This is a genomic window from Streptomyces avicenniae (assembly GCF_000719135.1).
Classification (GTDB): Bacteria; Actinomycetota; Actinomycetes; order Streptomycetales; family Streptomycetaceae; genus Streptomyces; species Streptomyces avicenniae.
In genome coordinates, this window is sequence record NZ_JOEK01000002.1 from 39,942 (window position 1) to 60,732 (window position 20,791).

Annotated in this window: 18 protein-coding genes; 3 read left to right on the plus strand and 15 right to left on the minus strand. The window is 74.5% G+C overall.

Going from position 1 to position 20,791, the window contains the following annotated elements; all coding sequences use genetic code 11:
* Window positions 1-229: 229 nt before the first annotated feature.
* From IF27_RS04220 to IF27_RS04240, 5 genes are all read right to left on the minus strand, one after another.
* Complete coding sequence (locus IF27_RS04220) at window positions 230-3,292, minus strand: helix-turn-helix transcriptional regulator (protein ID WP_052847966.1); 3,063 nt, start codon at window positions 3,290-3,292, stop codon at window positions 230-232.
* An 81-nt stretch (window positions 3,293-3,373) separates the two neighbouring features.
* Window positions 3,374-3,574: a hypothetical protein gene (locus tag IF27_RS04225; protein WP_052847967.1), complete on the minus strand. Its 201-nt coding sequence runs from the start codon at window positions 3,572-3,574 to the stop codon at window positions 3,374-3,376.
* A 113-nt stretch (window positions 3,575-3,687) separates the two neighbouring features.
* Window positions 3,688-4,290, minus strand: coding sequence for a response regulator transcription factor (locus tag IF27_RS04230; RefSeq protein ID WP_052847968.1), 603 nt, complete (start codon window positions 4,288-4,290; stop codon window positions 3,688-3,690).
* Window positions 4,287-5,459, minus strand: coding sequence for a sensor histidine kinase (locus tag IF27_RS04235; protein WP_223290914.1), 1,173 nt, complete (start codon window positions 5,457-5,459; stop codon window positions 4,287-4,289). Before IF27_RS04235 ends, IF27_RS04230 begins: the two co-directional genes overlap by 4 nt.
* Window positions 5,456-5,689: a hypothetical protein gene (locus IF27_RS04240; RefSeq protein WP_052847970.1), complete on the minus strand. Its 234-nt coding sequence runs from the start codon at window positions 5,687-5,689 to the stop codon at window positions 5,456-5,458. Before IF27_RS04240 ends, IF27_RS04235 begins: the two co-directional genes overlap by 4 nt.
* Before the next feature lie 164 nt (window positions 5,690-5,853).
* Between IF27_RS04240 and IF27_RS04245 the strand changes: the two genes are divergently transcribed.
* Together IF27_RS04245 and IF27_RS04250 are read left to right on the plus strand one after the other, a co-directional pair.
* Window positions 5,854-6,738, plus strand: a complete 885-nt coding sequence (locus tag IF27_RS04245; protein WP_052847971.1) for an ABC transporter ATP-binding protein — start codon at window positions 5,854-5,856, stop codon at window positions 6,736-6,738.
* 40 nt (window positions 6,739-6,778) lie between these two features.
* Complete coding sequence (locus IF27_RS04250) at window positions 6,779-7,498, plus strand: ABC transporter permease (RefSeq protein ID WP_052847972.1); 720 nt, start codon at window positions 6,779-6,781, stop codon at window positions 7,496-7,498.
* A 90-nt stretch (window positions 7,499-7,588) separates the two neighbouring features.
* Here IF27_RS04250 and gatB read toward each other — a convergent pair whose 3' ends face one another.
* The 8 genes from gatB to IF27_RS04290 all read right to left on the minus strand — a co-directional run bounded on the left by gatB (window position 7,589) and on the right by IF27_RS04290 (window position 17,570).
* Window positions 7,589-9,097, minus strand: coding sequence for an Asp-tRNA(Asn)/Glu-tRNA(Gln) amidotransferase subunit GatB (gene gatB / locus IF27_RS04255; protein ID WP_052847973.1), 1,509 nt, complete (start codon window positions 9,095-9,097; stop codon window positions 7,589-7,591).
* 16 nt (window positions 9,098-9,113) lie between these two features.
* Complete coding sequence (locus IF27_RS04260) at window positions 9,114-9,326, minus strand: hypothetical protein (RefSeq protein ID WP_052847974.1); 213 nt, start codon at window positions 9,324-9,326, stop codon at window positions 9,114-9,116.
* Complete coding sequence (gene gatA / locus IF27_RS04265) at window positions 9,323-10,816, minus strand: Asp-tRNA(Asn)/Glu-tRNA(Gln) amidotransferase subunit GatA (RefSeq protein WP_052847975.1); 1,494 nt, start codon at window positions 10,814-10,816, stop codon at window positions 9,323-9,325. The genes IF27_RS04260 and gatA overlap by 4 nt, the downstream gene beginning before the upstream one ends.
* 2 nt (window positions 10,817-10,818) lie before the next feature.
* Window positions 10,819-11,115: an Asp-tRNA(Asn)/Glu-tRNA(Gln) amidotransferase subunit GatC gene (gene gatC, locus IF27_RS04270; RefSeq protein ID WP_052847976.1), complete on the minus strand. Its 297-nt coding sequence runs from the start codon at window positions 11,113-11,115 to the stop codon at window positions 10,819-10,821.
* Window positions 11,116-11,218: 103 nt separating this feature from the next.
* A complete protein-coding gene (locus tag IF27_RS04275) occupies window positions 11,219-13,297 on the minus strand; it encodes a putative bifunctional diguanylate cyclase/phosphodiesterase (protein ID WP_275935576.1) in 2,079 nt (692 codons plus the stop codon).
* 234 nt (window positions 13,298-13,531) lie between these two features.
* Complete coding sequence (ligA, locus tag IF27_RS04280; protein ID WP_052848409.1) at window positions 13,532-15,751, minus strand: NAD-dependent DNA ligase LigA; 2,220 nt, start codon at window positions 15,749-15,751, stop codon at window positions 13,532-13,534.
* A 14-nt stretch (window positions 15,752-15,765) separates the two neighbouring features.
* Entirely contained in the window at window positions 15,766-16,740 is a 975-nt protein-coding gene (locus IF27_RS04285; protein WP_052848410.1) for a methionine synthase, read from the minus strand.
* Window positions 16,741-16,880: 140 nt separating this feature from the next.
* Window positions 16,881-17,570, minus strand: a complete 690-nt coding sequence (locus tag IF27_RS04290) for an SDR family oxidoreductase (protein WP_052847977.1) — start codon at window positions 17,568-17,570, stop codon at window positions 16,881-16,883.
* Window positions 17,571-17,646: 76 nt separating this feature from the next.
* Here IF27_RS04290 and IF27_RS04295 point away from each other — a divergent pair, with 76 nt between their 5' ends.
* Window positions 17,647-18,450 carry a carbon-nitrogen hydrolase family protein gene (locus IF27_RS04295; RefSeq protein ID WP_052847978.1) on the plus strand — a complete coding sequence of 268 codons (804 nt, stop codon included), beginning with the start codon at window positions 17,647-17,649 and terminating at the stop codon, window positions 18,448-18,450.
* 10 nt (window positions 18,451-18,460) lie between these two features.
* On the opposite strand, the gene mnmA is transcribed toward IF27_RS04295, so the two are convergent.
* Both mnmA and IF27_RS04305 read right to left on the minus strand, forming a co-directional pair.
* Window positions 18,461-19,594, minus strand: a complete 1,134-nt coding sequence (gene mnmA, locus IF27_RS04300; protein ID WP_052847979.1) for a tRNA 2-thiouridine(34) synthase MnmA — start codon at window positions 19,592-19,594, stop codon at window positions 18,461-18,463.
* A gap of 19 nt (window positions 19,595-19,613) precedes the next feature.
* Complete coding sequence (locus IF27_RS04305) at window positions 19,614-20,783, minus strand: cysteine desulfurase family protein (protein WP_052847980.1); 1,170 nt, start codon at window positions 20,781-20,783, stop codon at window positions 19,614-19,616.
* Between the last annotated feature and the right edge of the window lie 8 nt (window positions 20,784-20,791).

Genomic DNA, 20,791 nt, shown 5'->3' on the forward strand with positions numbered 1-20,791 from the left:
CGTGGTCTCCAGACTCCTCGCCAAGGCAGGGCGGCCACCTCGGGAGAACGGCGCATCTCCCTGCCTCACGGGGACCTCAGACAGGGGGCGCGGGACGTCTGAGGCCCCCTCGGGGTCCTTAGAGGAGTGCGGGGACGGACGGAACGCGGGGCGGCGGGCGGCCTGTTGACCCGCGCGGGCGTGCAGGCATACAGGTGTGCCGACAGGCGACGGCAGCCGTCCCGTGGGGTCAGCCGTCCGCCGGGGGGACGAGCCCGAGCCGGTGCACGAGGGCGGCGGCCTCGACACGGCCGGTCACCTCCAGCTTGGACAGGATGTTGGAGACGTGCACGCTCGCCGTCTTCGGCGAGATGAACAGCTCCTCGGCTATCTGCCGGTTGCTGCGGCCCACCGAGACCAGCGCGAGGACGTCACGCTCCCGGGGCGTGAGGCCGAACGGGTCCGCGGGCCCGGCGGACGACGCGCCGTCCCCGCCGCGGACGGGGCCGGGGCCCGAGGGCCCGGGATCCGTGAGGCTGATGCGCGCCGAGGCGGCGAGCCGTTCGGCCCGCGCGCGCAGCGGCACGGCGCCCAGCTCCCCGGCGACCCGCACGGTGTCGCGCAGCAGGTCGGTGGCGGACGCGCGGTCCACCGCGCCCCCGGCGGTCAGCAGCGACTCGGCGAGGGCGCAGCGGGCCTCCGCCAGGTGGAAGGGGATGCCGAGGCCGGCGAGGGCGTCGGCCGCCGCGCTCCAGTCCGCCGGTGTGTCGCGGCCCTCGGCGCGCAGCAGCCGCGCGTCCACGAAGGGGCCGAACGCCGCCCAGGCGGGCATCAGTTCGGGCAGCCGCTCGCGGACCTCCCGTATCCGCCGCAGGGCACCGGCGCGGCCGGGGGCGGCGGCGGGCAGCCCCCGTACGTCCGCCTCCGTCCCGGCGGCGAGGGCGAGGACCTGCCAGGCCAGTGACGACGTGAAGGGCGGCGCGGGGACGGCGAGGGCGTCGGCGGCGAGCCGCCTGACGTCGAGGAAGCGGCCCTCGGCCGCCGTGAGGCCGACGCTGAGCCGCGCGCGGAGGAGGACGTGGTCGCCGTCCGCGTCCCCGGGCGGCAGTGCGCCGTCCGCCGCCGCCCGGCGGGCACGCGCACCGGCCAGGTCGCCCCGCAGCACGGCCAGGTACCCGGCGGTGAGCGCGGACATGCCACGGGGGCGCGGCACGTCGGACTCGTGCACCAGGGCCAGCACGGCGTCGGCCTCCCGCCAGCGCCCGAGCGCGACGAGCGACTCGGCCATGTTGCCCCGGATCCATGCCCGCGTGTCGGAGAGACCGAAGCGCTCGGCCGTGTCGAGGCCGCGGTCACCCGCGGCGAGGGCCTCCTCCAGACGGCCCACCTCGCCGAGCGTCGCCGCGTAGTTGACCAGGCAGCGGCCGAGGAGGGCGATCCGGCCGCTCGCGATGACGCGTTCGGTCAGCGCGGACAGTTCGGCGAGGCCCTGGGCGACGTCGCCGGAGTCGGCGCGCAGGCTGGCGAGGGAGAAGCGCATGTACAGCTCGGTGTCCTCGGCGCCGACCTCGCGGGCCACGCCGATCGCCCGCCGGGCCAGCTCGTACGTCGCGGGCTCCGGCCTCTTCTCCGCGAGGCGGCGGGAGGCGATCTGCGCGAGCACCTGGGCCTGGACGACGGACGGCGGACGCTCGTTGACGAGGGCCTCCGCGCGCAGCAGGTCGGACCACCCGTCGTCGCATCCGGTGCCGTGGGCCAGGGAGCGGGAGCGCTGCAGCAGGAACCAGGCGGCGCGCAGCGGATCGGCCCGCTCGTCCAGGTCGCGCAGTGCGCGGCGGCTGATCGCGAGGACGCGGCCGAGGCGTTCAGCGAGCGAGGCGGCGGCCGTCGCCTCGGCGAGCAGGTCGATGTGGTCGAGGGGCCGGTCGTGCGGCTCGGGGGCGGGGTACGCCCACAGCGGCTCGGCGGGCCGCAGGCGGGAGCGGACCTCGCCGGGGACGGCGTCCCACAGTTCGAGGGCGCGTTCCAGCAGGCGGAGCCGTTCGGCCTGCGCGGTGCGGCGGCCCGCGTCCACGGCGGCGGCGAGCACGGCGGGCAGTGCCTCGGCGCGGTCGCCGGACTGGTACCAGTGGCTGGCGAGCCGCGCGGCGCGCTGGTCGGCGCCGACGAGGGTGGGGTCGGCGGAGAGTGTTTCGGCGAACCGTCGGTGGAGACCGGCCCGTTCGCCCGGCAGCAGGTCGTCGAGGACGGCCTCGCGCATCAGGGCGTGGTGGAAGCGGTAGCCGTCGCACTCGGGCACGGGCACCAGCAGCCGGGCGCCCACGGCGGCGCGCAGCGCGGTCAGCAGGTCGGCCTCCGGTATCTCGGCGACGCGGGCGAGCAGCGCGTGCTCGACGGACGCGCCGCCCACGGCGACGGCCCGCAGGACGTCCTGCTCGGCCTCGGGCCTGGCCTCGACACGGACGAGGAGCAGGTCGCGCAGGGGCTCGCTGAGGCAGGCGGCTCCGGCGGACGCCAGGGCCTCGACGAAGTAGGCGTTGCCGCCGGAGCGGTCGTAGACCTGGTCGAGGACGACCCGGTGCGGCGCCGCGCCGGTGATGCCGGTGACCTGGGCCGCGACCTCGTCCCGCGTGAAGCGGCTCAGCTCCATGCGCCGGACGGTGCGCAGCCGGTCGAGCCCGGCCAGGAACGGGCGCAGCGGGTGGCGGCGGTGGATGTCGTCGGACCGGTAGGTGGCCAGGAGCAGGAGGCGGGCCGAGCGGACGGAGCGTATGAGGTAGCCGAGCAGTTCGCGGGTGGAGCGGTCGGCCCAGTGGAGGTCCTCGAAGGCGACGATCAGCGGCCGGTCGGCGGCGGCGCGCTCCAGCAGACGTGCCACCGCCTCGAACATGCGGGCGCGGTCCTGGCCGTCAGGGGCGGCGGCGGGGGCCTCGCCCAGCTCGGGCAGCAGGCGGGCCAGCTCGGCGTCCAGGCCGCCCGCCGCCGCGTCGGCCCGGCCCGCCTCCAGGTGCTGGCGGAGGGCGCGCAGGACGGGCACGACGGGCGCGAACGGCAGGCCGTCCGCCTCGCCGAGCTCGACGCAGACGCCGACGGCCGCCACCGCGCCGTCCTCCGGTGTCCTGGCGAGGAACTCCTCAAGCAGCCGTGACTTGCCGACCCCGGCCTCGCCGCCGATGACGAAGACCTGGGTCTCCCCGCCCGCGGCCAGCCGCAGCCCGTCCGTCAGCTCGGCCAGCTCACCTGAGCGGCCGATGAACACGGGACTGACGGGCTGGCTCTCCACGGGATCGAGGATGGCATGGAGCACTGACACGGGCTGACCCTTTTCACGGAAGGCGGAGCGGGACGGGCGGGTGCGGGGCGCGGGGCGCCGCCGCAGGGGGACGGACGACGGTCACGCCGCCGCGGTCCACCGGCCCTCGGTGGGCCCGGCGGTCGTGGCGGAGCGGGGCGCCCCCGAGCCGGTGCCCGAGCCGGTGTCGGCGTCGGTGTCGGCGTCGGCGTCGCGGCGGCGGGCCTTGCGGGTGAGTCGGTGCTCCCGCGCCGCCTGTTCCAGCTCGGCGGCGCGCTGTCGGTGCAGGTCGAAGGTGAACATGCCCCTACCCTCGCCGGGCAGGCGTCCCCGCCGCATCGGGCATCAGCCGCGTTTCCGCCCCCCTGGGGACCTCAGAAAGCCGCCGCGCCGCCTTAGGGGCAGGGTGAGGTGTCTCAGAGCCAGTCGTGTTCCCGCGCGTAGCGCGCCGCCTCGTGCCGGGTGCGGGTCTGGGTCTTCTGCATGGCCCTGGAGAGGTAGTTGCGCACCGTCCCCTCCGCCAGGTGGAGCCGGGCGGCGATCTCGGCGACGGCGAACCCCTCGCGGGTCCCGCGCAGCACGTCGATCTCCCGGTCGGTGAGCGGGCAGTCGTCCACGAGGGCGAGTGCCGAGACGTCCGGGTCGATCCACCGCCTGCCCTCGTGCAGGGCCGTGATGACCGTGGTGATGTGGCCCGGCTCGGCCGCCTTGCTGACGAAGCCCTGGACCCCGAGCTTCAGTGCCTTACGGAGCACCCCTGGCCTGGCGTGCCGGGTCAGCATGAGGATCACCTGCTCGGGCAGCGCGCGGCGGATCTCCGAGACGGCGCCGAGCCCGTCGAGTCCTGGCATCTCCAGGTCGATGACGAGCACGTCGGGCCGGTGCCGCAGCGTCGCCTCGACGGCCGACCCGCCGTCCGCCGCCTCGGCGAGCACGGTGATCCCCCCGCCCAGGGGCAGCAGCGACGCCAGCGCCTTGCGGAGCAGGGCCTCGTCGTCGGCGAGCACCACGGTGGTCATCGGTCGTCCTTCCGCGTCCGCGGGCGGTCCCGGCGGGTGCCGGGGCCGGGGTCGGGGAACTGCGCGGCCGTGCGGAACCGCCCGTTCTCCTGTGCCACCGTGAGCTGCCCGCCGTCCCCCGCCACCCGCTCCCGCAGCGCGGAGAGCCCGCGCAGCCCGGGGAGCGGCCCGTCCGCCGCGCCGTCGTTGACGATGTCGATGCCGGTCTTCGAGAGGGTGATCGACACCCGCGTGGCCTGGGCGTGCCGCAGGATGTTGGTCGTCGTCTCGCGCAGGACCTGGCCGAGCTGCTCGTTGACGCGCTCGTCCACGCCGGTCTCACGGTCCACGCGCACCCGGATGCCCGCCGCCTCGAAGAGGTTCTTCGCGTTCTCCAGCTCGACGGACAGGTTGAGCCGCCGCTGGGCGTAGGCGAGCGCCTTGGTCTGGGTGATCGTGTCGCCGACGAGGGCGTGGACCTCGCGCAGCTCCTGCCGCACGCGCTCCGGTTCTTCGCCGTCCAGCAGCTTCTCGGCCAGCGCGATCTTCAGCTTGACCACGTGCAGGGTGTGGCCCTGGATGTCGTGCAGATCACCGGCGAACCGCACGCGTTCCCTGACGACGGCCAGCTCCGCCTCGCGTTCCCTCGCCTGCTCCACGAACGTGTAGAACAGCCGGTTGGCGAACTGGAGGCCGATCGCCGCCCCGACCACGCCGGTGGGCAGGAGGACGTAGAGGAGCAGGACGTCGGCGACCGCCTCGTGCGACACGAGCAGCCGCGCCGCGCCCACCGCGGCGACGAAGACGACCAGCCCGGTGATCGCCGGGCCACGGCGGCGTGGCAGCTGCGCGACGAGGACCGGGCCGACGACCGACAGCCCGTAGGACGCCGTGTGCCCGCCGGTCACGAACACCCCGAACACCCACACGGCTCCCGTGACGGCCAGGCAGGGGACCGCGACGCGCGAGAGGTCGCCCGCCGTCCACCGCTCGACGATCACCAGGGCGGCGGCCACGCCGAGGGACAGCACGGCGGCGTCCCACCAGGTGCGGGCATCGACCGCCACCAGCAGCGCGCCCACGGCGGCGAGCGGCGGCAGCAACGTGACGAGGTTGATCCGGCGCAGCCGTCCGCGCGTCGCCTCGCTGTGCCCCGGCATCGTGTTGACCATCGGCCGTGCCGGTCTCACCGCTCGTCCTCCGGCCGCTGCGGCAGCTGGCTGAGCAGCGGGATCAGCGGGGCGTTCGACAGCGTGACGACCGCGGCCGTCCACATCAGCCACTGGTTGTCCTCCAGCCAGGACTCCATGGCGTCAGGGTAGAGCCCGACCCCCAGCTGGTGGACGAGGAAGACCACGCAGACCAGCAGGAAGACCGCCACGTTGGCGGCCAGCACGGCGCGCAGCGGCCGGGTGTCCATGTGCGGCTCTCCGGGGTCGGGCGGCAGGGTCCGCGTCCCAGTGTCGCCGCCGCCCCGCGCCCCGACCAGTGACACCACGTCATGCGTTCGCGGGACGAATGTCACGGCCGGGTGATGACACGGGCGCACTGCCGCGGAGGCTCACGACAGGGTGGGATCGGTACATGACCTCGACACCCGTCATCGATGTGGAACGGCTCAACCTCAGCTACGGCGACTTCCACGCCGTGAAAGACCTGTCCTTCCAGGTCGCGAAGGGGGAACTGTACGCGCTGCTCGGCACGAACGGCGCGGGGAAGACCTCGGCCCTTGAGGTCGTCGAAGGCCACCGGCCGCCGGGCTCGGGCACGGTACGGGTCTTCGGGCACAGCCCGCGGGACCGCCTGGCCGTGCGGCCCAGGATGGGCATCATGCTCCAGGAGAGCGGCTTCTCGCCCGACCTCACGGTGCGGGAGTCCGTCCGGCTGATCGGCGGGCTCTCCCGGCGCAAGGACTCGGTCGGACGCGTCCTCGGCGTCGTCGGCCTCACGGACAAGGCCGGGACGCGGGTGTCCCAGCTCTCCGGCGGCGAGCGGCGGCGCCTCGACTTCGCCACCGCCGTGTACGGGACGCCTGAGCTGTTGTTCCTGGACGAGCCCACCACCGGCCTGGACATCCAGTCGAGGGACGCCCTCTGGCAGGCCGTGGACCGGCTGCGCGAGGACGGCGCCACCGTCGTGCTCACCACGCACTACCTGGAGGAGGCCCAGCAGCGCGCCGACCGCATCGGCCTCATGCACAAGGGCACCCTGCACCAGGAGGGCACCGTCCACGAGCTGACGCGGACCCTGCCGGGCACCGTCCGTTTCTCCCTCAAGGACCCCGCCCCTGCGCTGCCGCTGCCCGCCACGCGCGAGGGCGACGGCACGTTCCTCGTGCGGACCTTCCACCTCCAGAAGGATCTCCACACCCTCCTCGGCTGGGCGCACGACAACGGCCTGGAGCTGGGGCAGCTCCAGGCCGGGCCGACACGGCTCGACGACGTGTTCCGCGCCGTCACCGGCGACTAGACCACCCGCTCCCTGCACCTCCCGAGAAAGGGACGGCCCCATGCTCTCCATCGCTCTCAGCGAACTGATCCAGATCTTCAGGAACCGGCTGGTCCTGGTGACCAGCTGCATCATGCCCGCGGCGGTCAGCGCGTACTTCGTGTACCAGCACGAAGCCTTCGCCGACCTGGGCAGCCTCGGGTACATCGCCGCGGTGGTGGCGTTCACCGTGGGCGCGTTCGGGCTCTACACGACGGCGGTGACGACGCTCGCCGCGCGGCGGCAGAACCTCTTCCTCAAGCGGCTGCGCTCCACCGCGGCGGGCGACGCCCGCATCCTCGCCGGGCTGCTCCTGCCGGTGACGGTGCTCGCGCTGGTCCAGGTGACGGTGATCCTCGTCGCGCTGGCCGCCGTCGCGGGGGGCCCGTCCGACACCCCGCTGCTGGTCGCGGCGGTCCTCGCCGTGGTGGTCATGATGCTGGGCCTCGGCCTGGCCACGGCGGGGCTGACGAACTCCCCCGAGCACGCCCAGGTCACGACGCTGCCCGTCAGCCTCGGCGGCATCGCCGTGGCGAGCTGGGTCGGGATCAGCGGCACCGAGGAGCTGGCCCCGCTCAAGCGGCTGCTGCCCGGCGGCTCGGCCACCGAGCTGATCATGGACGCGTGGAACGGCGGCGTCCCCACCGGCGACTCGCTGCTCCTGCTGGCGCCGACCCTCGGCTGGGTCGTCGTCGCGGTCGTGCTGGCCACCCGCCTCTTCCGCTGGGAACCGCGCCGCTGACCTGCGACCGCGCCGACACGAAGGCCCCGGTCCCCTCCCCCACGCGGGGGACGGGCCGGGGCCTCGGCCGTGGGCGCGCCGTACGGGCGCTCAGGCGTCCGCGCCGAGCCGTTCCAGGATCAGTTCGCGTGCCCGTCCGGCGTCCGCCTGGCCGCGCGTGGCCTTCATGACCGCGCCGACCAGCGCGCCGGCCGCCGCGACCTTGCCGCCGCGCACCTTCTCGGCGACGGCCGGGTTGGCCGCGATGGCCTCGTCCACGGCGGCGCCGAGGGCGCCCTCGTCGGAGACGACCCGCAGGCCGCGCTTCTCCACGACGTCGTCGGGGCCGCCCTCGCCCGCCAGCACGCCGTCGATGACCTGACGGGCCAGCTTGTCGTTGAGCGCGCCCTCCGCGACCAGCGCGGCCACCCGCGCGACCTGCGCCGGGGTGATGGGCAGGGCCGTGAGGTCGGTACCGGCCTCGTTCGCCCGGCGGGCCAGCTCGCCGAGCCACCACTTCCGCGCGGAGGTGGCGTCCGCCCCCGCCTCGACGGTGGCGACGACGAGATCGACGGCGCCCGCGTTCAGCGCGGACTGCATCTCGTGCGCCGAGATGCCCCACTCCTCGCGGAGCCTGGCGCGGCGGGCGAGCGGCAGCTCGGGCAGCCCGGCACGCAGCTCCTCCACCCAGGCACGGGCGGGGGCGAGCGGCACGAGGTCGGGCTCGGGGAAGTAGCGGTAGTCCTCCGCCTCCTCCTTGACGCGGCCCGAGGTGGTGCTGCCGTTCTCCTCGTGGAAGTGCCGCGTCTCCTGGACGATGACGCCGCCGTCGTCCAGGACCGCCGCGTGCCGCTGGATCTCGAAGCGGACGGCGCGCTCGACGCTGCGCAGCGAGTTGACGTTCTTGGTCTCGCTGCGCGTGCCGAACTTCTCCCGCCCGTGGGGGCGCAGCGACACGTTGACGTCGCAGCGCAGCTGGCCCATCTCCATGCGCGCCTCGGAGACGCCGAGCGCCCTGATGACCTCGCGCAGTTCGGCCACGTAGGCGCGGGCGATCTCCGGGGCACGGGCGCCCGCGCCGGTGATCGGCTTGGTGACGATCTCGATCAGCGGGATCCCGGCGCGGTTGTAGTCGAGCAGGGAGTGCGACGCGCCGTGGATGCGGCCGGTCGCGCCGCCGATGTGGGTGGACTTGCCGGTGTCCTCCTCCATGTGGGCGCGCTCGATGCCGACCCGGAAGACCTCGCCGTCCTCCAGCTGGACGTCCAGGTGGCCGTCGAAGGCGATCGGCTCGTCGTACTGGGACGTCTGGAAGTTCTTCGGCATGTCCGGATAGAAGTAGTTCTTCCGGGCGAAGCGGCACCACTCGGCGATGTCGCAGTGCAGGGCGAGACCGATGCGGACGGCCGACTCGACGCCCGTGGCGTTGACCACGGGCAGCGCGCCCGGCAGCCCCAGACAGACCGGGCAGGTCTGTGAGTTGGGCTCGGCGCCCAGGGTGGTGGCGCAGCCGCAGAACATCTTGGTGGCGGTGCCCAGCTCGACATGGACCTCCAGGCCCATGACGGGGTCGTAGGACGCGAGCGCGTCCTCGTACGACACCAGGTCGGTGACGGTCACGGTTACCTCTCGGTGCTCAGTCGTCGGTGGTCATGCGGCGGATCTCCCGGACGAGCAGGGCGACGCCGGTGACGATGGCGGCACCGTGGACGATCGCGTCGGCGAGCCGCAGCGTGTCCTTCTCCACCCGGGCCTCGCGCAGCTGCCGGGTGACGCTGACGGCGCCGAACAGCGTGGTGCCGATGGACAGGTAGGTGCTGGCCTTCGACCGCTGCTTCTTCTTGCTCATAGTGCGGGTGCCTCCTCCAGGATCGGGTGCCCCCAGCGTGCCTGGTACGCGGCCTCGACCGCCGCTCCGACGCGGTAGAGGCGGTCGTCGGCCATGGCGGGCGCGATGATCTGGAGCCCGACCGGCAGACCGTCCTCCGGTGCCAGACCGCAGGGCAGGGACATGGCACTGTTACCCGCGAGGTTCACGGGGATGGTGCACAGGTCGGCGAGGTACATCGCCATGGGGTCGTCCACGCGCTCGCCGATGGGGAACGCGGTGGTGGGGGTCGTCGGGGAGACGATGACGTCCACCTGGCCGAAGGCCGCCTCGAAGTCGCGCGCGACCAGCGTGCGGACCTTCTGGGCGCTGCCGTAGTAGGCGTCGTAGTAGCCGGACGACAGCGCGTAGGTGCCGAGCATGATGCGGCGCTTCACCTCGGGGCCGAACCCGGCCTGGCGGGTGAGGGAGGTGACCTCCTCGGCCGACCTGCTGCCGTCGTCGCCGACGCGCAGGCCGTAGCGCATGGCGTCGAACCGGGCGAGGTTCGAGGAGCACTCGGACGGCGCGATCAGGTAGTAGGCGGCCAGCGCCTTGTCGAACGAGGGGCAGGACAGCTCGACGATCTCGGCGCCGAGGCCGCGCAGCAGCTCGACCGACTCGTCGAAGCGCTGGAGCACCCCGGCCTGGAAGCCGTCGCCCCTGAACTCGCGGACGACGCCGACGCGCAGCCCGGCGACCGAGCCGCTGCGCGCGGCCTCGACCACGGCGGGGACCGGCGCGTCCACCGAGGTGGAGTCCAGCGGGTCGTGCCCGGCGATCACCTCGTGCAGCAGCGCCGCGTCGAGGACGGTGCGGGCGCAGGGGCCGCCCTGGTCGAGGGACGAGGAGAACGCCACCATGCCGTAGCGGGAGACGCCGCCGTAGGTGGGCTTGACGCCGACCGTGCCGGTGACGGCGGCGGGCTGGCGGATGGAGCCGCCGGTGTCGGTGCCGATGGCCAGCGGCGCCTGGTAGGAGGCGAGGGACGCGGCCGAACCGCCGCCCGAGCCGCCGGGGATGCGGGTGAGGTCCCACGGGTTGCCGGTGGGGCCGTAGGCGCTGTTCTCGGTGGACGAGCCCATGGCGAACTCGTCCATGTTCGTCTTGCCGAGGATGACGATGCCCGCGTCCTTGAGGCGGCGGGTGACCGTCGCGTCGTAGGGCGGCAGCCAGCCTTCGAGGATCTTCGAGCCGACGGTCGTGGGCACGCCCTCGGTGGTGAAGATGTCCTTCAGGGCCAGCGGCACCCCGGCCAGCGGGCCCAGCTTCTCCCCGGCGGCGCGGCGTTCGTCCACCGCGCGGGCCTGGGCGAGCGCGCCCTCGCGGTCCACGTGCAGGAAGGCGTGCACCTTCTCGTCCACGGCGTCGATCCGGTCGAGGTGGGCCTGCGCCGTCTCGACGGCGCTGACGGAGCCGTCGGCGACGCGGGCCGCCAGTTCGGCGGCGGTGAGCCTGGTCAGCTCGCTCATGGTCACTCCTCCCCCAGGATCTGCGGCACCTTGAAACGCTGCTGCTCCTGCGCGGGAGCGGCGGCGAGCGCCTGCTCGGCGGTCAGGCTCGGCCTGACGCGGTCCGCGCGCATCACATTGGTGAGCGGCAGCGGATGGGAGGTCGGCGGGACGTCCTCGGCGGCGACGTCGGCGACGCGGGCGACCGCGCCGATGATGTCGTCGAGCTGTCCGGCGAAGTGTTCCAGCTCTTCGTCGGTCAGCTCCAGACGCGCCAGCCGGGCGAGGTGGGCGACCTCCTCGCGCGTGATGCCGGGCATGTGGCGATCCTCTTGCTCGTCGCGGGTTCGGGTTTCCGCGGCCAATCCTATGGCGGCTGCGTGGCGGTCCGCGCACCGATTCCCGCCCGGCCCGTGCGGGGGCTCAGGCTTCGGCCGACAGGGTGCGGGCCGGGATCTCCGCGGGCAGGCTTCCGGCGGGCAGTTCGGCGGGCAGCGTCCCGGCGGGCAGGCCATCGACCGACGGGCTGTCGCGGGCGCGGAGCCAGGCGGTGGCCTCGGACGCGGGCATGGCGGCGGCGACGAGCCAACCCTGCACGGCGTCGCAGCCGAGGTCGCGCAGCCGCTCCCACGTCTCGTCGTCCTCGACGCCCTCGGCGACGACCACCAGGCCCAGGGAGTGGGCCAGTTCGACGGTGCAGCGGACGATCTCGGCGTCCTCCGGGTCCACGACGAGCCGCGCGACGAACGACCGGTCTATCTTCAGCTCGCTCACGGGCAGGCGGCGCAGGTGCACGAGGGAGGAGTAGCCGGTGCCGAAGTCGTCCAGGGACATGCGGACGCCGTGGCCCGTCAGCCCGGCGAGGGTGTCGGCGGCGTGCTGCGGGTCCTCCAGCATGACGTGCTCGGTGATCTCCAGCTGGAGCGATCCGGCGGGCACGCCGTGCCGCGCGAGGCGGGCGGCGACGGCGCCCGCGAACCCGGGGGTGTAGACGTCGCGCGGCGACACGTTGACGGCGACGGGCACGGTCAGCCCGTGGGCGCGCCACTCGGCGACCTGCCGCAGCGCCGTCTCCAGGACGTACTCGGTGAGGCGCGGCATGAGTCCGGAGGTCTCGGCCATGGTGATGAACTCGTCGGGGGGCACCCGGCCGCGGTCCGGGTGCTCCCAGCGGATCAGGGCCTCAAGACCGGCCACCTCGCCGTCGAAGCGGACCTTGGGCTGGTAGTGCAGCTCGACCTGACCGGCGTCGAGGGCGTGTCGCAGGTCGCCGAGGAGCGCGAGGCGGTCGGGGGTGTTGCCGTCGCGGCTGGCGTCGTAGACCTCCACGCCGCTGCGGTCCTGCTTGGCGTCGTACATCGCGACGTCGGCGCGGCGCAGCAGGTCCTCGGCGCCGGGCGCGTGCTCGGGGAAGACGGCGACGCCCGCGCTGGCCTCCACGACGATGGTGAGGCCGTCGAGGTCGAGGGGGGCGCCGAGGGAGCCGACCAGGGCGCGGGCGACGCGCTGGGCGCTGGTGGTGGAGGCGACGCGCGGCAGCAGGACGGCGAACTCGTCGCCGCCGAGCCTCGCGGCCTCGGCGCCCGGGGGCAGTTCGGCGCGTATGCGGTCGGCGATCTGGAGGAGGAGGCGGTCGCCCGCGAGGTGCCCGAGGGTGTCGTTGACGGCGCGGAAGCTGTCGAGGTCGATGAGGACGAGGGCGGCGCGGTCGCCGCTGCTCCCGGCGTCGTCGAGGGCGCCCCGGGCGCGTTCCAGGAGCCACTGGCGGTTGGGGAGGCCGGTGAGGGGGTCGCTGAGCTGGTCCTCGGCGCGGGCCCGTGCCATCCAGAAGGTGGAGTCGAGCGAGATGAGCGGGACGGCGAACAGCGGAAGCAGCAGCGGCGCGTGGGCGGCGACGACCGCGATGAGCGGGGCGATGCAGAGCAGGGCGGAGGCGACCAGGCCCTGCTTCAGCAGCGCGGCGCAGGCGAGGGACGGGAGGCCGCCCGGCGGGGCGCTGACGAGCCAGAGGAGGAAGCGGGTGATGACGAGGTACGCGCAGGCGCCGAGCAGGAGTTGCGGCAGCGTGGCGACCTGCCAGTCGCCCGGCTCCCAGGGGTTCTCGACGCTGGGGCGGGAGCCCCAGGCGGCGAGGGTGAGCGCGGCGCCGCCGACGCCGAGGATGTCGATGGCGCCGTGCCGGGTGGCCTGGAGGCGGCTCTCGCGGCGGGCTATCCCGGCCAGGGTGACCACGGCCAGGCTGACGAGCATGGCGGGGACCCAGCCGTAGAGCAGCAGCATGGCCAGGGCCAGGGCGGCGCCGGAACCGGAGCCGCCGCCCCACCAGCTGTTGCCGCCGAGCGCGACGAGGTGCGCGACGACCAGACCGGTCAGGACGGCGAAGCCCCAGCCGGGCCGGTCGCCGGGGAAGAGGGCGTGGCCGCCGCTGACGAGGCGGCACACCCCGATGAGGAGGGCGACCCCGGCGGCGGCGAGGACGGCCGCGCCCGCGTGCCGCGCCATCCAGGTGTATCCGCGCGGCAGAGGCCGTCCCACCCCGGAAGCTGTGTGCATGCGGGTCCCTCTCACGGCCGTGTCCGCCGCGCCCGGGGCGGACGTGTCTGCCCCACACTAGGCGTCCCGGCGGGCCGGGTGTCAGCTAACCCGGCTGCTTGCCCAAAGCACCTCACGGTGTGACGTGCCTCTGGTATATGCCACGGTCGCATGCCGCCCACGCTTCCCAACTCGTCCGTACCGTCAGGATTCTGACTCCTCATCTGTATCTTCCGTCACTTTCACGGCCACGGCGCGCGCGGCGTCGGGGCCGTCGGCGAGCAGGACGCCGAAACCCTCCTCGTCCAGGATCGGCACCTTGAGCTGCACGGCCTTGTCGTACTTGGAGCCGGGGCTCTCACCGACGATCACGAAGCCGGTCTTCTTGGAGACCGATCCGGTCACCTTCGCGCCGAGCCCTTGGAGCGCGTCCCTGGCGCCGTCGCGCGTCCAGCCGTGCAGGGTGCCGGTGACGACGGCGGTGACACCGGCGAGCGGGCGGGGCGCCTTGTCCTCGCCGGTCTCCTCCGCGAGCCTGACCCCGGCCGCGCGCCAGCGCTCCACGATGGCGCGGTGCCAGTCCACGGCGAACCAGTCCTTGAGCGAGGCGGCGATGGTCGGGCCGACGCCCTCGACGGCGGCCAGCTCCGCCTCGTCGGCCGCGGCGATGCGGTCGATCGAGCCGAACTCGCGGGCCAGCGCGCGGGCCGCGACCGGGCCGACGTGCCGGATGGACAGGCCGGTGAGGAGGGAGGCGAGCGGCCGGTTCTTCGCCTGCTCGATGCTCTCCAGGAGGGCGAGGGTGTTCTTCTTCGGCTCGCCCTTCTGGTTGGCGAAGAAGGTGACGATCTTGGGCTCGCCGGTCTCGGGGTCGCGCCGCGGCAGGCCGGTGTCCGGGTCGAGGACGTAGGACCTGATGGGCAGCAATTCGTCCACGGTCAGCTCGAACAGGCGTCCCTCGTCCCGTAGGGGCGGCTCCGAGGGTTCGAGCGGCTGGGTGAGCGCCGTCGCGGCGACATAGCCGAAGTGGTCGATGTCGAGGCATCTGCGGCTGGCCAGGTAGAAGACGCGCTCCCGCAACTGGGCGGGGCAGGACCGCGCGTTGGGGCAGCGCAGGTCGATGTCGCCCTCCTTCATCGGCTGGAGGGCGTGCCCGCACTCGGGGCACTGCTCCGGCATGACGAACTCCCGCTCGCTGCCGTCCCGCAGGTCGGCGACCGGGCCGAGGATCTCCGGGATGACGTCGCCCGCCTTGCGCAGCGCGACCGTGTCGCCGATCAGCACGCCCTTGGCCTTCACGACCTGCTGGTTGTGCAGCGTGGCGAACTCGACCTCGGAACCGGCCACCGTCACCGGCTCGACGACCGCGTACGGGGTGACGCGGCCGGTGCGGCCGACGCCGACGCGGATGTCGAGCAGGCGCGTGTTGACCTCCTCGGGCGGGTACTTCCAGGCGATCGCCCAGCGCGGGGCGCGCGAGGTGCTGCCGAGGCGGCCCTGGAGCGCGATCTCGTCCACCTTGACGACGACGCCGTCGATCTCGTGCTCGACGGCGTGCCGGTGCTCGCCGTAGTAGGCGATGAACTCCCGCACCCCGTCCAGGTCGGTCACCACGCGGGCGGCGCGGGCCGTGGGCAGGCCCCACTCCTCCAGCAGCCCGTACGCGTCGGACAGCCGGTCGATGGCGAAGCCGTCCCGGGCGCCGATGCCGTGCACCACCATCTGGAGCGCCCGGCCCGCGGTGACCTTCGGGTCCTTCTGCCGCAGGGAACCGGCGGCGGAGTTGCGGGGGTTGGCGAACGGCTTCTCGCCCGCCTCCACGAGCCGCGCGTTCAGCTCCTCGAAGCGCTCCATGGCGAAGAACACCTCGCCGCGGATCTCCACCAGGTCGGGCACGCGGTCGCCGGTGAGCCGGTCGGGGACCTCGTCGATGGTGCGGACGTTGGGCGTGATGTCCTCGCCCGTGCGGCCGTCGCCGCGGGTGGCGGCGCGGGTCAGGCGGCCGTGCTCGTACGTCAGGTTGACGGCGAGGCCGTCCACCTTCAGCTCGCACAGGAAGTGGTACGGGATGCCGTCCAGCTCGGCGGCGACGCGGTCGGCCCAGGCGGACAGTTCCTCGTCGTCGAACGCGTTGTCCAGCGAGAGCATGCGCTCGCGGTGCTCGACCGGGGTGAACTCCGTCTCGTACCGGCCCGCGACGGCCTGGGTGGGCGAGTCGGCCGTGCGCAGCTCGGGGTGTTCCTCCTCCAGCGCCTGGAGCTCCCGCATCAGCGCGTCGAACCGGCTGTCACTGATCACCGGCGTCCGCACGTAGTAGCGGAAGCGGTGCTCCTCGACCTGCTCGGCGAGCCTGGCGTGCCGTTCGCGCGCCTCGGGGGGCACGGAGGACTCCGCGCCGCCACCGCCGGACCGTGTCCCAGCCACCTTCTCGTCTCCCGTCACTCAGGGTCGTTCGCGAGGGATCGCGCCGCCCGGACGCAGTGCGTGAGGGCGGCCCGCGCGTACGCCGGGGAGGCGCCCGCCAGCCCGCACACGGGAGTGACGGTCACGGCCTCCGGGAGGAGCGCCGGTGACAGCCCCAGCCTGCGCCAGAGCGTTCTGACTCCTGAGACAGTACCGGCCGGGTCTGACAATTCCCCGGCCCCGGAACCGGTTCCGGGCACGATGCCGACGAACAGCGCGGTGCCGCCCTCCGCCGCCTCCCCGAGCGCGTCGTCGTCACGCTCGGTGATCAGCCCGAGGTCGAACGAGATGCCGCCCGCCCCGGCCCTGCGCAGCAGTCCGAAGGGCACGTCGGGCGCGCAGCTGTGCACGACCACCGGGGCGTCCCCGGCGACGGCGATCACCCCGCGCAGCGTCTCCTCGACCACCGCACGGTCCGGCGTGCGGTGCGTCCGGTAGCCGCTCGCGGTCGGCACCCGGCCCAGGAGGACGGCGGTGAGCGACGGCTCGTCGAGCTGGAGGACGAGACGGGCGCCCGGCACGCGCCGCGCCACGTCGGCCAGGTGCCCGCGCAGCCCTTCGGCGAGGGACGCCGCCAGGTCGCGCACGGCCCCCGGGTCGCCGAGCATGGCCTCGCCGTTGCGCCGTTCCAGGGCGGCGGCGAGCGTCCAGGGGCCGACCGCCGAGACCTTGAGGGCGCCGGTGTACCCCTGGGTGAACTCCTCAAGGGCGTCGAGGTCCTCGCCCAGCCAGGCGTGGGCCCGGCGGGTGTCACGGCCCGGCCGGTCGCCGAGGCGCCAGCCGCTGGGCTCGACGCGGGCGTACAGCTCGGCGAGCAGCCCGGCCGTCCTGCCGATCATGTCGGCGCCGGGGCCGCGCGCGGGCAGCTCCGGCAGGAACAGCAGCGTGTCGAGGGAGCCGCTGACGACGCGCGCCGCCTCCCTGGCGTCCTCGCCGGGGAGGGAGCCGATGCCGGTCGCGGCGGCCGGTCCCCAGGGGAACGCGGCGCCGTCCGGCTCCCCGGCGGCGGCCGTGGTCGGTGTTGTCGTGGCGCGGCTGTCCGCGCGGTGTGTTGCGTCCCTCGATGCGTCGGTCACGGGGACAACGTAAGTCACCCGGCGGGGCGCACCGAGAGGTCGGTCACCTCCGCCCCGTGCGGCAGGTCGAGGGCGGCGAGCACGACGGTGGCGACGGCGTCGGCGGTCATCCAGCGGTCGGGGTCGTAGGCGGCCCCCTCCTGCTGGTGGACCTTCTCCTGCATGGGCGTCGCCGTGCGGCCCGGGTGGACGCTGGTGACGCGCAGGCCGTGCGGTGCCTCCTCGGCGCGCAGCGCGTCGGCCAGGGCGCGCAGGCCGTGCTTGCTGGCGGCGTACGCGCCCCACTGGGCGTTCGCGCGCAGCCCGGCGCCCGAGTTGACGAAGACGACGTGGCCGCGCGTGGCCCGGAGCTGCGGGAGGAGGAGCCGCGTCAGCTCGGCGGGGGCGACGAGGTTGGTGGCGAGGGTGGCGCGCCAGACGGCGGGGGTCAGCTCGCCGACCGGGCCGAGTTCGACGACCCCGGCGCTGTGCACGAGCGAGTCGATGCGGTCGGGCGGCGACTGGTGGCCGAGCGCCCAGGAGAGCCGTTCAGGCTCGGCCAGGTTGCCGACGAGGGTACGGGCGCCGGGGTGCTGCGCCGCGAGTTCCTTGGCGCGTCCCGCGTCGCGGGCCCACAGCCACAGCTCGTCGCCCCGCTCCGCGAGGCGGCGGGCCACGGCGGCGCCGATGCCGGAGCCTGCCCCGGTGATCACATGTGTTGCCATGGGGTCATGCTCTCGTACGGTGGTGAGGGCGGAAGGGCAGGGCGGGGCACGGGCCCGTCCGGGAAGGGGTACGGGCATGCGGATCGCTGCGGTGCAGTTCGTGTCGGGTGTCTCGCCCGAGGAGAACCTGCGGGCCGTCACGGGCGCGATCGCCGAGGCGGCGGTCGAGGGCGCGGACGTCGTGGTCCTGCCGGAGGCGGCCATGGCGCGCTTCGGTATCCCGCTCGGCCCGGTGGCGCAGCCGTTGGACGGGCCGTGGGCGACGGGCGTGCGGGAGGCGGCGGGGCGTGCCGGCGTGCTGGCGGTGGCGGGGATGTTCACCCCGGCGCCGGACGGCCGGGTACGGAACACGCTGCTGATCACGGGGCGCGGCGTGGACACCTCGTACGACAAGCTGCATCTGTTCGACGCGTTCGGCTTCGCGGAGTCGGCGACGGTGGCGCCCGGCGGGCGCACGGTGGTGGCCGAACTGGACGGCGTGGGCCTCGGCTTCGCGACCTGCTACGACGTGCGGTTCCCCGAGCTGTTCACGCGGCTCGCGCAGCGGGGCGCGCGGGTGGTGCTGCTGCCCGCGTCCTGGGGCGCGGGGCCGGGGAAGGTGGGGCAGTGGGACGTGCTCGTGCGGGCGCGGGCGCTGGACAGCACGTGCTGGGTGGTCGCGGCGGGGCAGGCCGACCCCGCGACGGTGGGTGAGCCGCCGCGTACGACGGCGCCGACGGGGGTCGGGCACAGCATGGTCGTCTCGCCGCTCGGCGAGGTGCGGGCGCGCCTCGGCGGGGAGCCGGGGATGCTGGTGTTCGACCTGGACCCCGGCGAGGCGGACGCGGCCCGTACGGCGGTCCCGGTGCTGGCCAACCGGCTGGACGTCCGCGCCCGTTGAGGGCCCCGCGTCAGGCGTGGCCGACGGCGGTGGCGCGTTCCGTCGTCGCGATGGTCGCCGAGCCGACGACGCGGGCGCCGTCGTACAGCACGACGGCCTGCCCGGGCGCGACGCCGCGCACCGGCTCGGCGAAGCGGACGCGCAGCCCGTCGGGGGTGGGCTCGGCGGTCACGGGCGTCTCGCTGCCGTGGGCGCGCAGCTGGGCCGTGTAGCTGCCGGGGCCGGTGGGGGCGGGGCCGCACCAGCGGGGCCTGATGGCGGTGAGCGCGAGGACGTCGAGGGCTTCGGCGGGGCCCACGGTGACGGTGTTGTCCACCGGGGAGATGTCGAGGACGTAGCGCGGCTTGCCGTCCGGCGCGGGGCGGCCGATGCGCAGGCCGCGGCGCTGGCCGATGGTGAAGCCGTAGGCGCCGGAGTGGGTGCCGACGGTCGCGCCGTCCTCGTCCACGATGTCGCCCTCGGCGGTGCCGAGATGGGACGCGAGGAAGCCCTGGGTGTCGCCGTTCGCGATGAAGCAGATGTCGTGGCTGTCGGGCTTGGCGGCGACGGCGAGGCCGCGGCGCTCCGCCTCGGCGCGGATCTCGGTCTTGGTGGCGCCGGTGTCGCCGAGGGGGAACAGGGCGTGGGCGAGCTGCCGCTGGTCGAGGACGCCGAGGACGTAGCTCTGGTCCTTGCCGAGGTCGGCGGAGCGGTGCAGTTCGCGCGTGCCGTCCTGGGCCGTCACGACGGTGGCGTAGTGGCCGGTGCACACGGCGTCGAAGCCGAGGGCGAGGGCCTTGTCGAGGAGGGCGGCGAACTTGATCTTCTCGTTGCAGCGCAGGCACGGGTTGGGCGTGCGGCCCGCCTCGTACTCGGCGATGAAGTCATCGACGACGTCCTGCCGGAAGCGTTCGGCGAGGTCCCACACGTAGAACGGGATGCCGATCACGTCGGCGGCGCGGCGGGCGTCGCGCGAGTCCTCGACGGTGCAGCAGCCGCGGGCCCCGGTGCGGAAGGACTGGGGGTTGGCGGAGAGGGCGAGGTGGACGCCGGTCACGTCGTGCCCGGCCTCGGCGGCGCGGGCGGCGGCGACGGCGGAATCGACCCCGCCCGACATGGCGGCGAGGACCTTCAGGGGGCGGGCGGCGCGAGGGGTCTCAGTCATAGCGCCTTCCAGGGTACGGTCAGCTGAGGCCCGCCGCGCGGGCCCTTTCCACGGCGGGGCCGATGGCGGCGGCCACCGCGGCGACGTCGGCCGGGACGGTGGTGTGCCCGAGGCTGAACCGCAGGGTGCCGCGGGCCAGTTCGGGGTCGGACCCTGTGGCGAGGAGCACGTGGCTGGGCTGGGCGACACCGGCCGTGCAGGCGGAGCCCGTGGAGCACTCGATGCCCTGCGCGTCGAGGAGCAGGAGCAGCGAGTCGCCCTCGCAGCCGGGGAAGGCGAAGTGCGCGTTGCCCGGGAGGCGTCCGGCGGGGTCGGGGTCGCCGCCGAGGATCGCGTCGGGCACGGCGGTGGTGACGGCGGCCACGAGGTCGTCGCGCAGGGCGCCGACCGTGCGGGCGAAGTCCGCGCGGCGCGCGGCGGCGAGCGTGGCGGCGGTGGCGAATCCGGCGACGGCGGGCACGTCGAGGGTGCCGGAGCGCACGTCGCGTTCCTGCCCGCCGCCGTGCAGGACGGGGACGGGGGTGTGGTCGCGGGACAGCAGCAGGGCGCCGATGCCGTACGGGCCGCCGATCTTGTGGGAGGAGACGGTGAGGGCCGCGGCGCCGCTTGCGGCGAAGTCCACGCCGAGCTGGCCCGTGGCCTGGACGGCGTCGGAGTGCAACGGGATGCCGTGCTCGGCGGCGACGGCGGCGAGTTCGGCGACGGGCTGGACGGTGCCGATCTCGTTGTTGGCCCACATGACGGTGACGAGCGCGACGTCGCCCGGGTCGTCCGCGAGGGCGGCGCGCAGCGCGTCGGGGTGGACGCGTCCGTGGGCGTCCACGGGGAGCCATTCGACCGTGGCACCCTGGTGGTCCGCCAGCCACTGCAAGGGATCGAGCACGGCGTGGTGCTCGACGGGGCTGGCCAGGATGCGCGTACGGCGGGGGTCGGCGGCGCGGCGTGACCAGTACAGGCCCTTGACCGCGAGGTTGTCGGCCTCGGTGCCGCCCGCCGTGAGGACGACCTCGCTGGGACGGGCGCCGAGCGCCGCGGCGATGGCCTCGCGGCCCTCCTCGACCACGCGGCGTGCCCGGCGTCCCGAGCCGTGGAGCGCCGAGGCGTTCCCGGTGGCGGTGAGCTGGGCTGTCATCGCCGCGACGGCCTCGGGGAGCATCGGGGTGGTGGCTGCGTGATCGAGATACGGCATGGTGAGCC

Excerpts from the sequence above, each read along its gene's own strand:
- gatA (WP_052847975.1), bottom strand. The coding sequence starts at position 10,816 with ATGAGCGAGCTGACCAGGCTCACCGCCGCCGAACTGGCGGCCCGCGTC.
- IF27_RS04230 (WP_052847968.1), bottom strand. The coding sequence starts at position 4,290 with ATGACCACCGTGGTGCTCGCCGACGACGAGGCCCTGCTCCGCAAGGCG.
- IF27_RS04295 (WP_052847978.1), top strand. The coding sequence starts at position 17,647 with ATGCGGATCGCTGCGGTGCAGTTCGTGTCGGGTGTCTCGCCCGAGGAG.
- mnmA (WP_052847979.1), bottom strand. The coding sequence starts at position 19,594 with ATGACTGAGACCCCTCGCGCCGCCCGCCCCCTGAAGGTCCTCGCCGCC.
- IF27_RS04245 (WP_052847971.1), top strand. The coding sequence starts at position 5,854 with ATGACCTCGACACCCGTCATCGATGTGGAACGGCTCAACCTCAGCTAC.
- IF27_RS04250 (WP_052847972.1), top strand. The coding sequence starts at position 6,779 with ATGCTCTCCATCGCTCTCAGCGAACTGATCCAGATCTTCAGGAACCGG.
- IF27_RS04260 (WP_052847974.1), bottom strand. The coding sequence starts at position 9,326 with ATGAGCAAGAAGAAGCAGCGGTCGAAGGCCAGCACCTACCTGTCCATC.
- IF27_RS04225 (WP_052847967.1), bottom strand. The coding sequence starts at position 3,574 with ATGTTCACCTTCGACCTGCACCGACAGCGCGCCGCCGAGCTGGAACAG.
- IF27_RS04240 (WP_052847970.1), bottom strand. The coding sequence starts at position 5,689 with ATGGACACCCGGCCGCTGCGCGCCGTGCTGGCCGCCAACGTGGCGGTC.
- IF27_RS04305 (WP_052847980.1), bottom strand. The coding sequence starts at position 20,783 with ATGCCGTATCTCGATCACGCAGCCACCACCCCGATGCTCCCCGAGGCC.
- IF27_RS04275 (WP_275935576.1), bottom strand. The coding sequence starts at position 13,297 with ATGGCGCGGCACGCGGGCGCGGCCGTCCTCGCCGCCGCCGGGGTCGCC.
- IF27_RS04290 (WP_052847977.1), bottom strand. The coding sequence starts at position 17,570 with ATGGCAACACATGTGATCACCGGGGCAGGCTCCGGCATCGGCGCCGCC.
- gatC (WP_052847976.1), bottom strand. The coding sequence starts at position 11,115 with ATGCCCGGCATCACGCGCGAGGAGGTCGCCCACCTCGCCCGGCTGGCG.